Raw genomic sequence first — 14,440 nt, forward strand, 5'->3', positions numbered from 1 at the left:
CGCGCGACCGCCGCGATCGCCGCGATCGCCGCGGCCGGAACGGCTCGCGGCCCGTCGGCCGTTCACCCCGAGGCGACAGACAAGGGGAACATGCCACTCCGGCAGGACGTCCGTGCTCCGCCGTACGCCGTGAGTCGGATCCCGAGCCCGTTCCCGCGCCGTACGCGGCGCGGGCCGGGCCGCCCGGAGACTGGAGGCACCGAGGCACTTGATTCCGTACGGAGGACCGGCATGGCGCTGCAGGACGGGCGAACGATTTCCGTGGTCACGGTCGGGGCGGTGACGGCCGCGCTGGCGGCCCTCACCCCCGCGACGGCGTTCGCGGCGGGCGATCCGCTCCAGCGGTACGCGCAGCAGGAACTCCGGTGGGAGCGCTGCGACGCGGGCGGGCCGGCCGCGTTCGAGTGCGCGAAGGTCAAGGTGCCGCTCGACTACGGGGCCCCGGCGGGCCGGAAGATCGACATCGCGATATCGCGGGTCAAGGCGGGCAGCGCGAAGGAACGGCACGGCGTGCTGCTGATGAACCCCGGGGGCCCGGGCGTCCCGGGGCTGACCATGCCCGTGGAGATGGAGCCGCTGCTGTCCGCGCAGGTGCGGGAGCGGTTCGACCTGATCGGCTTCGACCCGCGCGGGGTCGGGCAGAGCTCGCCGATCGGCTGCGACCTGACGGAAGACGAGCGGACCTTCCAACACCCCTACAACGCACGGACGTTCGCGAAGGACGTGGACCGGGCCAAGTCGGTGGCCGACAAGTGCCGGGCCAAGTCCGGGGACGTGCTGCCGCACCTCACCACCCGCAACACGGCCCGCGACATGGACGTCGTCCGGGCGGTGCTGGGCGAGCGGAGGATCTCCTACTTCGGGTACTCCTACGGGACTTACCTGGGCGCCGTCTACACCCAGATGTTCCCCCAGCGCTCGGACCGGTTCGTGCTCGACAGCGCGCTCGACCCGGCGCTCGCGTGGCGGGGGACGCTCCGGGAGGCGTCGGTGGGGGCCGAACGCGCCTTCACCCGGTGGACCGAGTGGGCCGCCGCCCGCGACGCCACCTACGGCCTGGGCGCCACCGCCGCCGAGGTCCGCAGGACCTACTGGGACCTGGTCGCCCACGCCGACCGCACGCCCGTCCCGACCGAGGACGGCACGCTCGACGGCGACGCCATCCGCGCCGGGTACGCCGCCTTCGTCCACGTCGAGGCCGTCACCCCCTGGATCGCCGCGCTGAAGGCCGCGGCCGCGGGCGGGCCCGCCGTTCCGGCCGTACCGGCGGGCGTCGCCTCCGACAACACGACCGCCGCCGTGTGGGCCGTCTTCTGCGGCGACTCCCGCGACTGGCCGCGCGACCCCGAGCAGTACCGCCGCGACGCGGCCCGCGACCGGGCCAGGTACCCGCTGGCCGGCGACCTGGGAGCCAACATCCAGCCGTGCGCGTTCTGGAAGCCGACGGGCGGGGAACCCGCCACCGTGGTCGACAACGACGTCAACGCGCTGATCGTGCAGAACCAGTGGGACCCGCAGGCGACGCTGGAGATGGCCCGGGGCATGCGCCGGGCCCTGCACGGCGCGCGGATGGTCACGGTGAACGGCGGCGAGGGCCACGGCGTCGTGGTGGCCGGCCCGTCCTGCGCGGACGCCGACGTCACCCGCTACCTGACCACGGGCCGGCTGCCCGCGAAGGACCAGACCTGCGGCGGTTGAGGCCGAGCCCCCGATCCGCAGGTTTGGCCGGCCGGATCGGGGTGAGACGAGGAACGGGTCGGCAGGGAGCGGCCCGGACGGCACCCACCCCCTCCCCTCGGGGTGGCCGTCCGGGCCCGCCGCCGACGGCGCAGAGCCCGGCCACCGTGACGACCACGCACCGGCGGCCGGGCGCGAGGGGTGCCGACGGCCGGGACGGCCTCCGCGCCGCGGCCGGAACGCGCGCGGTCAGAACTTGCGTGCCTGGGTGACCTGGTGCAGGTGGACCAGGACGTCGTAGGCCCGGCCGATCGCGAGCCGCGGCATCGGGTCGGCGACGTAGACCGAGCCCGCGTCGTAGGTGGGACGGGAGACGTCCAGCCAGTCGCGTGCCGCCCGGGGAGCGGTGCGCAGGTCGACGTAGTAGTCCCGGTGGCGGACCCGGTCGAGGGTGTACTCGTTCATCTCCGGCGTGGCCGCCGGCACGGTGACGGTCTTCCAATCGCTGCTCAGCACCGCGTCGTTGGTGAGGAAGGAGCCGCCGGCGAAGGAGAAGCCCACCGCCACGTAGCCGCCGCCGTAGGCCTCCCGCAGCCGGGCGCCCTGCGGGTGGGGGTACAGGAAGGTGTCGGTGGACAGGTAGCCGACGTGCCCGTTGTGCGCCGACAGCAGCACCCTGCCGCCGGTACGGCGCTGCCACCACGCGGTGTTGTCCGCCATCGCCCGGTCGCGCAGCTGCTCCGAGGCGGACACGGAGGCGGGGTCGTCGAGGTCCATCGCGGCGAAGGCGAAGGTCTGGGCGATGTTCCGGGCGTGCTGCACGGCCCACGCGTGGGCGTCGTCGCCGGAGGCCCCGCCCCTCGCCCCGTCCGTCGTCCCGTCCGTCGTCCCGTCCCCGTCCCCGGCCCCGACCGCGGTGACCAGGTCGAGCGCCCGCTGCGCGGTGGCGGCGTCGTCCCGGCGCTCGGCGAGCGGCCTCTTCAGGTGGGCGAAGGCGTCGTCGAACGGCCGCAGGCCCGCGTAGAGCCCCTCGAGCCGGGGGAGGAGGTCGGGGCGGGCCCCGCGCACGTAGGAGGTGACCTCGTCGAAGATCCGGTCGCCGAGCCTCGGCAGGCCGAGGTCGTCGCCCAGGAAGCGGACCGGCTTCCGCGGGTGGCCCGCGTTGTAGGACCGCATCCAGGCGATCAGGTCGGCGAACTCCTCGCGGTCCCACGGGCTGTCGCCCAGGGCCTCCTTGACGACCTGCCGCGCGTCGCCGGGGCCGCCCCGGACGTACTCGTCGATCCGCAGACCGCTGGTCCAACTCGTCTCCAGGGCGAAGGTGGTGAAGCCCCGCTCCTCGACGAGGCAGCGGAACAGGCGGTGCTTCATCGCGAAGAACTCGTGCGAGCCGTGGGTGGCCTCGCCGAGGCCGACCACCTCGGCGTCGCCGATCATCCGGACCAGCGCGCTCAGATCGGCGGTGCCACCGCCGGGTTCCGTCGTCCGCAGCGGCCGGGCGACGCCCTCCAACGCCTCCACCACGACGGAGCGCCGCGCCGTCGCCGGATCCGCGCCCGCGCCCGTACCGGTACCCGCGCCCGTACCGGCGTCCTTGGCCGCGGCCGGCGCGGCGACCGCCGTCACCGGTGCCAGCACGGCCGCCGCGGTGGCCGCCGCCGTCGCCGCCAGCAGTCCGCGCCGCGCGATCCGCTCGTTGCCTGCCATCGTTGTGATCACCCCGACTCGAGGGAACGCCGACGACCTCGGCGTTCGATGGGTCGATCCTCACGCCGGCGGTGCCCGCGGCGCGCTGGGGAGGACCACCGTCCTCACCGGGGGGCACCCCCGGGGCCGGATCCTGAGGCAGGCCCCCCGGCCGGCGCCCGCCCGCCGTCCGTTACGGCCGCGACGCCCCGCCCCCGATGCCGCACGCGCGGCCGGACGTGCTGTAGTACGCCTGCGGAGACACAGAAAACAGGTTCGCTCTCGTTCGGAGTCGTCGATGGCAGTTCGCCGTGTCGTGCCCAACATCCGGTCGCAGGCCGCGCAGGAGAGCCGGGAGTTCTACGGCCTGCTGGGCTTCGAGGAGGTGATGAACCACGGCTGGATCATGACGCTCGCCTCCCCGTCCGCCCCCGCGGCGCAGATCAGCGTCATGGCCGGGGACCGGACCGCGCCCGTCGCCCCCGACATGAGCATCGAGGTGGACGACGTGGACGCGGCCTACGCGGTCATGCGGGCGAGCGGCGCGGAGATCGTCCACCCGCTGCAGGACGAGGAGTGGGGCGTGCGGCGGTTCTTCGTCCGCGACCCCAGCGGACGGGTGGTCAACGTGCTGGGCCACCGCTGACGGCCCGTCCCCGCGCCGGCGCCGACTCGGCACGGCGTCGCCGGTTCTCGACAGCGCGTCTTCCCGGCCGTCAGGAGCCGCCGACCGGAACGCTCCGGCTCCTAACCTCCTCGGAGACGGCGGCCGCGTCCACCCGAGAGCGGCCCGCCGTCGCACACAGGAGGGGAACCCCATGATCAAGATGCGTACGCTCGCCGCGGCGGCCGTCGCCGCGGCCTCGCTCGCGCTCGGAGCCGCCGCCACCCCGGCGTCGGCGACCACGGCGACGGCCGACTGCAGCAGCTGGAACGACAACAACACCACCGGCGTCCACTGCGCCGACTACACCGGCGCGACCTCCTTCCGGGCCGTCGCCACGTGCAACAACGGCGTGCGGGTGTACGGCCCCTGGCAGCCGGTCGGCAAGGGCGTCTGGAGCTACGCGTACTGCACCAGCGTGGGCTCCTCGCTCATGCTCGGCGGGTACCAGACGGCCTGACGCCACCGGTCCGCCACCGGTCCGCCCCGGGCGGACCGGTGGCCACCCCGAGCGCCGCGCTCCGGCGGCCCCGCCACACCGCGGGGCTGCCCGAGCCCCGAACCCCCGAACCCGAGCCGCCCGCCGCCCGGCCGACACCCCCGCACGCGGTCGCGGCAGCGGAAAACCAGTGGGAGGCACCGCCCGGCCCGGCCACAATGACCGCATGCCGTACGAAGCCGATCAGCTGCTCGCCGACCTCGACCCGCTCTCCCACCCGGAGCGCCAACAGCTCGTCGCCCGCACGGCCCGACAACTCGACCCCGACAAGGAACTCCCCGGACTGCTGTCCGCGCTCGAACGCTCCGGCACCCACGGCCGACGGCTGGCCGCCCTCGCCGCGACCGCCGCCCGCGCCACCGGCCACCTCGCCGAGCGGCTGACCGACCCCGACCCGGTGGTCCGCGCACACGCCCTGCGCGCCGCCCGCACCCAGGACGTCCCGGACGAGGCGATCGAGGCGGCCTTCACCGGAGCCTCCTGCGTCCTGCGCCGCCAGCTGACCGGCATCGTCCGGCAGGGCCGCCGCCACCGGCTCGCCGAACGACTGGTCGAGCGCCTGCGCGCCGAATGGGGCGACGCCGAAGCCGCCCGCCTGCTCCCCGCCTGCGGCCCCGCGTTCGTCGCCCGGACCCTGCCCCACCTCGCCCACGCCGCACCGCTCGCCCGCCTCGCCGCACGCTTCCCCGACGAGGTCCTGGACCACCTCGACCAGGTCCTCGCCGAGCACCCCGAGACACTGCGGCTCAGGCACTGGCCCGCCCTCGCCGACGTCCTCGCCACCACCGCGCGCACCCGCCCCGAACGGGTCCTCGACCTGCTGGAGCGGTTCGGCCCGGACCTCCCGCTGCGCCGCTCCTCCCTGTCGGCGCTGGCCGCCGCGGACGCCGAACGCACCGTCCGCGTCCTCGCCGACCCGCGACGCGGCGCGGTCGAGCGGTACACCGCGCCGCCCACCAGCGGCACACTGCGCCGACTGGCGCGCGCCGACCCGCCCTCGCTCCCCGCCCTCGGCCGCCACTGGCTGGCCTCACCCACCTGCCTCGCCGCCCTGCTGCGCGCCCTTCCGCCGTCCCGGCGCGACGCCTTCCTCGACGCCGTGTACGCCGACGCCCTCCCGCAGGAAGCCGAACTGGCCCTGCTGCTACCGCTGTTCCCCCACGCCCGCCGCCACGCCGAGGCCCGGCGGCAGGCCGCCGCACGCCGCGCCGAGGGCCGCCCCTGGCCCCAGGTCGTCCCCGTCCTGGCCCACCTGCCCCCCGAGGAGGCCCAGCCGGAACTGCGGGCCGCCCTCTCCCGCGCGGACGCCGCCGACCGGGCCGCCGCCTGGACCGGCCTGCTCGCCAACGCCGCCGCCGGCGACGACCGGGCCGCCGTCCAGGACGCCCTCGGGCTGCTCCCGCGGCTGCGCAACGAACAGGACCCGGTGCGCTGCGCGGCCCTGACCGCGCTCGCCCGGGTGCCCGCCCGGCTGCTGACCCCGGCGGCGGTGCCCGCCCTCGACACCGCCGTGGGGGACGCGGTCGACGCCCGCGACTGCTCCTACGCCACCCGGGCCGCCCTCCAGCGACTGATCGCCGACGTGCTGCGCGAACACGCCGTCACCGGCGCCACCGAACTGGTCGACTGGGCGCTGCGGAGCCTGCGGCGGATCGCCGGGCAGACCGGCACGGTCGAACTCGGCCGACTGGAGCACCGGCTGCGGCGCGGCCAGGAGCACGCCGTGTTCGCGACCCTGCGGCCATGGCTCGACGCCATGGCCGACACCGCCGAGTACTGGCTGCTGTTCACCCTGGCCCGCTCGCTCGGCCGCCGCGCCCGCGGCATCCCCGAACTGCAGGAACTCCTCCTGCACGCCCTCCAGTTCGGGTCGGACGGCGCGTTCACGACCGCCGCCTCCCTGTGGCTGGACGACCCGCGCACCCGCGACGCCAGGGTCGCCGGGATCCTCGAACTCGAACCCTCCGCCGCCGTCCTGCCGGCCGTCCACCACGTGCTGGCCGAACGGCGCACCGACCTGCTCGACCCGCTGCTCGCCCCCGTACCGCCGTACGGGAGGTTCCTGAAGCGCCCGCGGCGGGCACCCATGCCCCCCACCTGGTCGGCGAAGCGCTGGACGCCCCGCCAGTGGCAGGCCGCCGCCCGGCTCGCCGCCGCGACCGCCGACGACCCCACCCTGCCGCTGCACGGACGCGCCGCCGCCGTCCACGCCGCCGCCGCGATCCCCGAGTACGGCGAGGCGGTCATCCGCGCCCGACTGGACTCCGCCGAGGTGGTGCTCGCCGAGGCCGCCCTCGCCGCGCTCGCCCGGACCGACCGGCCCGCCGACGCCCTGCCCGACCTGCTGGCCCACGCGGGCGGCGACCGCGCCCGGGTCGCGGTGTACGCCGCCACCCGCGCCGCCCGCTTCACCCCGCCCGGCGAACTCGCCGGACACCTCGGCACGCTGCTCTCCGGGACCCGGGGCAGCAAGGTGACCAGCCGCAAGGAAGCCGTACGGCTGGCCGCCGAACACCTGCCGCCGCGCACCGCCGCCGACCTCCTGGTGGCCGCGTACCGCACCGAGGACCAGCACCGCGACGTCCGTGCCGCCGCGGTCGCCTTCAGCACCGCGCTGCTGGACGCCGAACCCGTCTGGGGCCTGCTCGCCGAGGCCGCCGGGCAGGCCCCGCCGCCCGTGCGCCTCGCCGTCCTGCGCACCGACCCGCGCCACCTGCCCGCCGCCCACCGGGCCCGCTATGCCCGCCTGGTGGCCTCCGTCGCCGCCGCGTCCGACCCGGAGGTCGCGGCACCCGCCCTCGCCGTCCTGCCGCAGTGGGCCGCCTGGGCCCCGGACACCGCGGACGTGGCCCGGCGGGCCGTCACCGATCCGGCCGTCCGCGGCGGCTGGCGCCAGGGTGCGGACGCCGTCCGCGCCCTCGCGGCCTCCGGGCTGCCGCACCCGCTCGGCGGCGCCGCCCCCGGCAGCCTGCTGCACGACACCCTCGCCGAACTCGCCGCCGCCGCACGGGCGGACGCCCCCGACGCCGGGGACGACCGGGACCTGCCGGCCCGCCGGAGGCTGACCCACCTCGTCGACCTCCCCGCCGACGACCGCCACCGCCCGCTGCTCGCCGGCGTCGCCGAGCTGCTCGCCGCCGAACCCGAGCTCGCCGGCGTCAGGACGACCGCGCTGCGCCGGCTGGTCGACCCGGCCGCCGGACCGCAGGCCCTGACGGCCGCGCTCGATGCCCTCGCCGCCGCCCACCACGGCCGGCCCGCCGCAGCCGCCCTCACCGCCCAGGCCCTGCTGGGCGAACACGCCTCGGGCCCGCTGCCGCCGCCCGGCACACCCGACGCGCTGGCCCGGACCGCCCGCCGCCAGGGCGACACCGGCCCGGCCGCCGCCCTGTTCGCGACGGCGCTGACGGAAGCCTGCGGCAGCCGTCTCGGCTGGCCCCCGGAATGGCGGGACCTGCTGCGCGAACTGCGCCGCCACCCCAGCGCGGACGTCCGCGAACGGGCCCTCGCGGTCGTCACGCACCGGGAGTGACCGCAGGCCCCTCACCCGGCCCCTCGCCCGGCCCCTCGCCCGGAGCCCGACCGCCCCGGGCGAGGGGCCGGACGGCCCCCCGAAGCCCGTCCCGACCGCCGAGGACGGGGGAGGCGGCCCGCCGGTCCACTCCGCCCTTCGGTGAACGAAGCCCCTCGCCCGGCCGACGAGACGGTGTCCATCGACGGTTTATCGGCCGTCAACGGGCGCCGGTCACGCTGGTGCGAGCGATCGGCTCACCCACGAAGGGACCTTTCGATGCGCGACACCAGCAGTGCCCGCCGCAAGACGGCGGCGTCGGCGTTGGCCGTCCTCGCCTGCACGATCGGCCTGACGCTCGGCGGCACCTCCCAGGCCCAGGCCGCCGGTTCCTACGACGGAAAGGACCCCCAGAGCACCGGCTGTTCGAACAACTCCACGACGCTGTCCTCCGCCCCGCTGAAGACCAGCGCCGGCGACCGGATCGGCACGATCGAGATGCGGTACAGCCCCAGCTGCCTGACGCAGTGGATCCGCGTGTACTCGCAGGTCACCAACTGCAGCGGCCAGCCGTGCGGCAACGGCGCGAAGATCCACCGCACGGCGTCGACGTCGGACGGCGGCACCGGCTGGTACGGCCGCAGCCCGTCCTCCGCGTCCGGCCAGCCGTACCAGTGGAGCCTCATGGTCCACACGCCGAACACGCGCGCGTGCGGCACCGGGTACGCCGACACCGGCGTCAACCTCGCCTACCCCAACGGAAGCGCGGGCTCCCAGATCTGCGGGTGACGAACCCCGCCCCGGCGCCGCCGCTCACCCCCCGCAGGACGCGGTCCGGCCCAGCAGGGCGGCGAGCCGCCGGGGCATGGAGAGGAACGGCGAGTGGCCGCTCGGCAGCCGGTGGACGGAACCGGCCCGGGCGGCGAGCCGGTGCTGCCGGGCCGGATCGAGCGCCCGGTCGTGCTCGCAGACGACGTAGCTGGACGGCACGGTGCGCCAACCCGCCGTGGTCACCGGCCCGGTGAAGGAACGGACGCTCTGCGGCCGCAGCCGGGCGACGGCACGCTCCGCCTCGGCCTCGGGCACGTCGGCGAACAGGACGTTCCGCGCGTCCCGGTAGGGCGGGGCCTGGCCGCTGTCGTCGTCCGGCACGGGCGCGCCGAGACAGCTGAACAGGCTCTCGCCCACGTCCAGTTGGAACCCCGCGACGTACACCACCCGGACCACGCCGGCGGCACCCGCGACGGCCTCCGTCGCGGGCACGCCGCCGTAGGAGTGGGCGACCACCACCACCGGTCCGTCGATGCGCCGCAGGCCCTCCCGGACGGCCCGCGCGTCGTCCGGCACACCCGCCGGCCGGCCGTCCGGGGAGCCGGTGCTGGGCAGGTCCACGGTGTGCGAGCGCCAGCCGTCGCCGTCCAGCGCCTCGCGCACCGGATCCCAGCACCAGGCCCCGTGCCAGGCGCCGTGGACCAGCAGGAAGGTGGGCCGCTCGGTGTCAACGCCCATGCGCAGTACCTCCGTTGTCCAGTGATCGCGCTCAGGGGCCCGACGATACTTCGTGGGCGTTTCGGCCGTGTGACGGAGTGGGCCGCCGGCCCCGCGGATTCCCCGACACGCTCCCGCACCGCGCCCGCGCCCGCCGACCGGCTGCGGCCGGGTGCTGCACCGGACGTACACGGAAGGCCGGCCCTGCTGCGTCTGACGTACCGCCAGTTCGTGCCGTACGGCGATGCCCGCGGGCGGGGCGCGCTGGGAGGCTCGACCGGCACGGCCCGGACGCCCTCCGGGCCGCACGTGTCCGCCACCCCCGGGAGAAAGCAGCATGACCACCACCGGCACCACCGCCCGGCGCGCCTCGGCCGCGGGACTCGCCCTCGCCGCCGGCCTCACCACCTGCCTGGCCGCCGCCCCCGCCGCCCTCGCCGCGGCACCCCCCGCAGCCTCCGCCTCCGCCTCCGCCTCCGCCTCCGCCGACGCGGCCCCCGCCGCCGGACTCGGCCGCTACTACCAGCAGCGCCCCGACTGGCACGGCTGCGCCCGGGCCGGGGACGACCCGACGGGCCGCGCCCTCGACGCCGCGGGCGCGCGCTGCGCGGACGTGACCGTCCCGCTCGACTACGGCGACCCCGGCGGCCGGACCATCACCGTCGCGATATCCCGGCTCAAGGCCACCGACACCCGCCACCGCATCGGCTCCCTGCTGGTCAACCCCGGAGGCCCGGGCGGCCCCGGCCTCGGCATCGGGCTCACCGTGCGCCCCGCGATGAAGGAGACCGGCGCCCGCTACGACGTGATCGGCATGGACCCGCGCTTCACCGGCCGCAGCACCCCGCTGGACTGCGGGCTGTCCTCCGGGCCCGGCCTGCTGTCGGCCGGCCCCGACCGGGCCGGCTTCGACCGCCAGACCGCCCGGGCCCGGGACGTCGCGGAGCGCTGCCGGGCCACCAACGCCGACGTCCTGCCGCACGTCACCACGCGCAACACCGCCCGCGACATCGACGTCGTCCGCGGCGTGCTCGGCGAACGGAAGATCTCCTACCTGGGCTACTCCTACGGCACCTACCTGGGCACGGCCTACACCCAGATGTTCCCCACCCGCTACGACCGGGTGGTCCTCGACAGCGCCCTGGACCCCGACCGCTACAACCCCCGCCTCATGAAGGGAACCGAGGCCGCGAACGAGAAGGCGTACGACGACTGGGCCGACTGGACGGCCGCGCGCGACAGCACCTACGGCCTCGGCCGCACCCGCGGCGAGGTGCGCGCCACCGTCGACGGCGTCATCGCCGCCTCCTCCCGGGAACCGCTCACCGTCGGCACCGCCCCCGACACCTTCCGCCTCGACGACAGCCAGGTCCCCGCGCTGCTCTTCACGGGGATGGCCGACGACACCGACCCGGCGCGCGCCGCCCTGGCCGAGCAGGCGGCCCTGCTCGCCCGGGCCGCCCAGGGCCGCACCGCCCCCCTGCCGCCCGCGTTCGCCGAGTTCCTGCGCTCGGTGTTCACCTCCGCCGGCTCCGCCGTCGGCAGCGTCCAGACCGCGATCCTGTGCGGTGACGTGCCCGCTCCGCGCGACCCCGAGACGTACTGGCGCGACATCCAGCGCGAGCGCGCCGCCCACCCGCTGTTCGCCCCGCTGGCCGAGAACATCACCCCCTGCGCCTTCTGGGACAGCCCCCGCGAGGCCCCCGTCCGGGTCCGCTGCGACGCCCCGGCCCTGATCGTCGCCTCCACCGGGGACCCCCGCGTCCCCTACACCGACAGCACCGCCCTGCACGACCGCCTCCCCGGCTCCCGCCTGCTCACCCTCGCGGGCGCCAACCAGCACGCCAACTACGGCGTCCACGGCAGCTCCTGCGTCGACACCGCCGTCAACGCCTACCTCGCCACCGGCCGCCTCCCCGCCCGCGACCGCACCTGCGCCGCGTAGGCCCCGCCGCCCCGGCGCCAGGCCGACCGGCCGACCGGCTGTCAGTGGCGTGCGGTTGGATCCGGGGCGGAGAGGAGGCACCGGGATGGCGTGCTTGGGAGTGCTGTTCGCGTTGACGCGGGACCAGTCGGCGCGGCTGCTGGCGGGCGGCGGAGACGAGCGGGTGCGGGAGGTGGTGGAGGAGATCGAGGAGGCCTGGGACGTGCCGCGGGTGTGCGAGCTGGACAAGGCGTGGGACGCGCTGCACCGCTGCCTGACGGACGGCCGGCTGCACGGCGACAACGGGGAGTTCCCGCTGTCGCACGCGGTCCTCGGCGGACGGCCGCTGCACGAGGGGGAGGACTACGAGGTCAGCTACCTGGACCCGGCCCAGGTCCGGGCGGTGGCCGAGGCGCTCGCCCCGCTGGACGGGGCGTGGCTGCGGCAGCGGTACGCGGAGCTGGAGTTCGAGGACTACGACGGCGAGCGCGGAGACGAGGACCTCGACTACACGGAGGCCTTCTTCCCCGACCTGCGGGAGTTCTACCGGACGGCGGCGGCGGACGGCCTGGCGGTGGTCTTCACCGTCGACCAGTAGTCGACCAGTAGCAGCGGGGGCGGGCACCCCCTGTGCGGACGCCCGCCCCTGTTCCCCCCTTCCGCCTCCTCCCCGAGGCGGGGCTGTGCGGTCGGCTCCGGGGACCGGCCGGCCGACCGCCGTCAGCTTGTCAGCGCGCGCTCGATCGCCGGTATCCCAGGTTCCTGGGATGCCGACGGCCCACGCCGCCCCCCGGCGGCCGCGGTCGGACCTCGCGATCCGCACTCCCGGCCGCCGGGGCCGTACGGTGGAGCGCAAGACGAGCGCGTTCCTTCCCTCGGCGGTCCGGCGACCTGCAGGGGATTTCTTGGCATGTTCCGTGCAAGTTCGGGGCGGTTTGCCATCCTCCGACCCCGGTCGAACAACTCGCACCGCCGTTGCGTCCGACGGCCATTCTCTTCATGGGCCGCGATCACCCCGGCGCCTCGACACCCGGTACCCGATACCTCGACCGAAGGATTCCCCATGCAGATCGGCAGGAAGCTCCTCACCCTCACCGCCACCGCCGGCCTCGCCCTGGCCGGGGTGGCCGTGGCGGCACCGGCGAACGCCATCGGCGGAGTGGGCTGCCCCACCAACGGGCTCACGGTCACCACCAGCGGCAACGGCAACTACTGCGCGGCGGGCTCCATCGGCTACAAGAACACCAGCAGCCTGTTCGGGATCGGCCAGATCGACCACGTCACCTACGAGTCGACCCAGTGGAACTGGGCCGCCTTCTACAACTCCAGCGGCGTCATCAAGCTGCAGCCCGGTCAGTCCACCGGCTACCTCGGCGGCGTGATCACCTACGCGCTGGAGATCGACAACCCGAACTGGACGTGATCCCCGGCCCCACCGGCCCGTGAATCCGGCACCCGCCACCGACCCACGGTCGCCCGTGGCGGGTGCCGTTCCGCCGCGCCCGCCCCCGGAGGACGGAAATGAAACGCTCCACGACCTCGGCCCTGACGCTCGCCCTGCTGGCGGCCCTCGCGGGCTGCGGCACCGGAGACGCCCGCCCGGCGCCCCCGCAACTGGGCGAGATCCCCACCATCACCGGCGTCGCCCAGGTGATACGCCCGATCGACGCCTACCTCCCCACCACGGCGCAGACCCGGACCGTGGAACGGGCCGCCTATCTGACGAGCGCCGACTGCCTGCGACGGCTCGGCATCACGGAGGCCCCCGGCCCGGACCCGGCCGGGACCGAACCCGCCGCCCGGGACATCCGGTCCCAGCTCTACGGCTACTTCGCGCCCGACCGCGTCGCCGCCACCGGCTACGACGCCGTCGTGGCCGTCGGTACCGGGCAGCCGGCCTCCGCCGCCACCCGGCAGGTACTCACCGGACGGGATGCGACCGGCACCCCGGTCACCGAGTTCCAGGGCCGGGCCGTCCCCAAGGGCGGCTGCCTCCAAGCGGGCCTGGACGCCGTCGGCGGAGCGATGTTCCTGAACTCCGACCCCTCGGCCCTGCCCGGCGGCGGGCCGAAAGAACCCCTGACGGACCCCCGCGTCGTGGCCGCCGACCGGCAGTGGAGCACCTGCATGAAGGACCGAGGCTTCACCTACGCCACCCCGGCGGCCGCCTACATGGACCCGCGCTGGCGCGACCGGACACGGAGTGCCGAGACGCCCGTCAGCCACACCCCGGCCGAACTCGCCACCGCGACCGCCGACGACGCCTGCAAACGGTCCACCAACTTCATGGGGATCACGGTGGCCGTCCAGGCCGCCTACGACCGGCAGTACATCGCGGCCCACCCGGCGGAACTGGCCACGTTCGCCCAGGGCGTCAGCAGGCACGTCGCCGACGCGGAGCAGGTCATCGCGGCGGGCGCCGCCGGCTAGGACTTGCCCGGTCGATCATGTGACTATCGCTCGCTGTGCTCGTTGGTCCGGGCACGGGGCGGGGAGATCTCACGGATGCCGAGTGGGAGCGGCTGCGGCCGTTCCCGCCGGTCAGCAACAGGCGTTGTGGCCGCTGGGGGGACCACCGGCAGGTGATCGACGGGATCCTGCACCGGGTGCGGACCGGCGTGCACTGGCGGGATCTGCCCGAGCGGTTCGGTCCCTGGACGACGGTCCACGAGCGCCACCGGCTGTGGTCGGCCGACGGGACCTGGGAGCGCCTGCTCCAGCGGGAGCCGCCCTCGTCATCTGGCTCCGCACATGATCGCCCGGATGGGGCTTAGGCGCAATGCCGGTGACTTTGTGGTCCATGCCTCGTTGGTCGTGGTGTGGCGAGGGTGGGGCAGGTCAAGTCGCCTGCGGGTGAGCGGTTGTCGGACCGGATCGCGATCGGGGTGCTGACCCGGGCGTTTCCTCCGGGTCTGGTCGATGAGGTGATCGCCGAGACCGGTCGGGGTGAGAAGCGCAGCCGTCTGCTGCCGGCGCGGGTGGTCGTGTACT

Annotated in this window: 12 protein-coding genes and 1 pseudogene; 11 read left to right on the forward strand and 2 right to left on the reverse strand. The window is 75.7% G+C overall.

The window, feature by feature from the left end; translation table 11 throughout:
* Positions 1-231: 231 nt before the first annotated feature.
* Positions 232-1,698 (forward strand): alpha/beta hydrolase, encoded by a 1,467-nt coding sequence (locus AB0E96_RS05450; RefSeq protein ID WP_359818816.1) that lies wholly within the window; start codon positions 232-234, stop codon positions 1,696-1,698.
* 228 nt (positions 1,699-1,926) lie between these two features.
* On the opposite strand, the gene AB0E96_RS05455 is transcribed toward AB0E96_RS05450, so the two are convergent.
* Positions 1,927-3,384 carry an erythromycin esterase family protein gene (locus AB0E96_RS05455; RefSeq protein ID WP_359818819.1) on the reverse strand — a complete coding sequence of 486 codons (1,458 nt, stop codon included), beginning with the start codon at positions 3,382-3,384 and terminating at the stop codon, positions 1,927-1,929.
* A 277-nt stretch (positions 3,385-3,661) separates the two neighbouring features.
* Between AB0E96_RS05455 and AB0E96_RS05460 the strand changes: the two genes are divergently transcribed.
* The 4 genes from AB0E96_RS05460 to AB0E96_RS05475 all read left to right on the forward strand — a co-directional run bounded on the left by AB0E96_RS05460 (position 3,662) and on the right by AB0E96_RS05475 (position 8,826).
* A complete protein-coding gene (locus AB0E96_RS05460) occupies positions 3,662-4,009 on the forward strand; it encodes a VOC family protein (RefSeq protein ID WP_359818821.1) in 348 nt (115 codons plus the stop codon).
* 172 nt (positions 4,010-4,181) lie between these two features.
* A complete protein-coding gene (locus AB0E96_RS05465; RefSeq protein ID WP_359818824.1) occupies positions 4,182-4,487 on the forward strand; it encodes a hypothetical protein in 306 nt (101 codons plus the stop codon).
* A gap of 205 nt (positions 4,488-4,692) precedes the next feature.
* Entirely contained in the window at positions 4,693-8,058 is a 3,366-nt protein-coding gene (locus tag AB0E96_RS05470) for a hypothetical protein (protein ID WP_359818826.1), read from the forward strand.
* Between the two features lie 258 nt (positions 8,059-8,316).
* Complete coding sequence (locus AB0E96_RS05475) at positions 8,317-8,826, forward strand: DUF2690 domain-containing protein (RefSeq protein WP_359818828.1); 510 nt, start codon at positions 8,317-8,319, stop codon at positions 8,824-8,826.
* A 24-nt stretch (positions 8,827-8,850) separates the two neighbouring features.
* On the opposite strand, the gene AB0E96_RS05480 is transcribed toward AB0E96_RS05475, so the two are convergent.
* Positions 8,851-9,546 carry an alpha/beta fold hydrolase gene (locus AB0E96_RS05480; protein ID WP_359818831.1) on the reverse strand — a complete coding sequence of 232 codons (696 nt, stop codon included), beginning with the start codon at positions 9,544-9,546 and terminating at the stop codon, positions 8,851-8,853.
* A 316-nt stretch (positions 9,547-9,862) separates the two neighbouring features.
* Here AB0E96_RS05480 and AB0E96_RS05485 point away from each other — a divergent pair, with 316 nt between their 5' ends.
* The 6 genes and pseudogenes from AB0E96_RS05485 to AB0E96_RS05510 form a co-directional block, all read left to right on the forward strand.
* Complete coding sequence (locus AB0E96_RS05485) at positions 9,863-11,470, forward strand: alpha/beta fold hydrolase (protein ID WP_359818833.1); 1,608 nt, start codon at positions 9,863-9,865, stop codon at positions 11,468-11,470.
* A gap of 85 nt (positions 11,471-11,555) precedes the next feature.
* A complete protein-coding gene (locus AB0E96_RS05490) occupies positions 11,556-12,047 on the forward strand; it encodes a YfbM family protein (RefSeq protein ID WP_359818835.1) in 492 nt (163 codons plus the stop codon).
* Between the two features lie 465 nt (positions 12,048-12,512).
* Positions 12,513-12,872, forward strand: coding sequence for a hypothetical protein (locus AB0E96_RS05495; protein ID WP_359818837.1), 360 nt, complete (start codon positions 12,513-12,515; stop codon positions 12,870-12,872).
* Positions 12,873-12,970: 98 nt separating this feature from the next.
* Positions 12,971-13,879, forward strand: a complete 909-nt coding sequence (locus AB0E96_RS05500) for a hypothetical protein (protein ID WP_359818840.1) — start codon at positions 12,971-12,973, stop codon at positions 13,877-13,879.
* Between the two features lie 92 nt (positions 13,880-13,971).
* A pseudogene (locus AB0E96_RS05505) lies at positions 13,972-14,169 on the forward strand (transposase); the annotation flags it as partial.
* A gap of 99 nt (positions 14,170-14,268) precedes the next feature.
* A partial coding sequence (locus AB0E96_RS05510) for a transposase domain-containing protein (RefSeq protein WP_359818841.1) occupies positions 14,269-14,440 on the forward strand: 172 nt, incomplete at its 3' end.

This window comes from Kitasatospora sp. NPDC036755 (assembly GCF_040636595.1).
Lineage (GTDB): Bacteria > Actinomycetota > Actinomycetes > Streptomycetales > Streptomycetaceae > Kitasatospora.

What these genes read in the sequence shown, in the direction of transcription:
- AB0E96_RS05500 (WP_359818840.1), top strand. Translation starts at nt 12,971, where the DNA reads ATGAAACGCTCCACGACCTCGGCCCTGACGCTCGCCCTGCTGGCGGCC.
- AB0E96_RS05450 (WP_359818816.1), top strand. Translation starts at nt 232, where the DNA reads ATGGCGCTGCAGGACGGGCGAACGATTTCCGTGGTCACGGTCGGGGCG.
- AB0E96_RS05490 (WP_359818835.1), top strand. Translation starts at nt 11,556, where the DNA reads ATGGCGTGCTTGGGAGTGCTGTTCGCGTTGACGCGGGACCAGTCGGCG.
- AB0E96_RS05465 (WP_359818824.1), top strand. Translation starts at nt 4,182, where the DNA reads ATGATCAAGATGCGTACGCTCGCCGCGGCGGCCGTCGCCGCGGCCTCG.
- AB0E96_RS05460 (WP_359818821.1), top strand. Translation starts at nt 3,662, where the DNA reads ATGGCAGTTCGCCGTGTCGTGCCCAACATCCGGTCGCAGGCCGCGCAG.
- AB0E96_RS05455 (WP_359818819.1), bottom strand. Translation starts at nt 3,384, where the DNA reads ATGGCAGGCAACGAGCGGATCGCGCGGCGCGGACTGCTGGCGGCGACG.
- AB0E96_RS05470 (WP_359818826.1), top strand. Translation starts at nt 4,693, where the DNA reads ATGCCGTACGAAGCCGATCAGCTGCTCGCCGACCTCGACCCGCTCTCC.
- AB0E96_RS05495 (WP_359818837.1), top strand. Translation starts at nt 12,513, where the DNA reads ATGCAGATCGGCAGGAAGCTCCTCACCCTCACCGCCACCGCCGGCCTC.
- AB0E96_RS05485 (WP_359818833.1), top strand. Translation starts at nt 9,863, where the DNA reads ATGACCACCACCGGCACCACCGCCCGGCGCGCCTCGGCCGCGGGACTC.
- AB0E96_RS05480 (WP_359818831.1), bottom strand. Translation starts at nt 9,546, where the DNA reads ATGGGCGTTGACACCGAGCGGCCCACCTTCCTGCTGGTCCACGGCGCC.
- AB0E96_RS05475 (WP_359818828.1), top strand. Translation starts at nt 8,317, where the DNA reads ATGCGCGACACCAGCAGTGCCCGCCGCAAGACGGCGGCGTCGGCGTTG.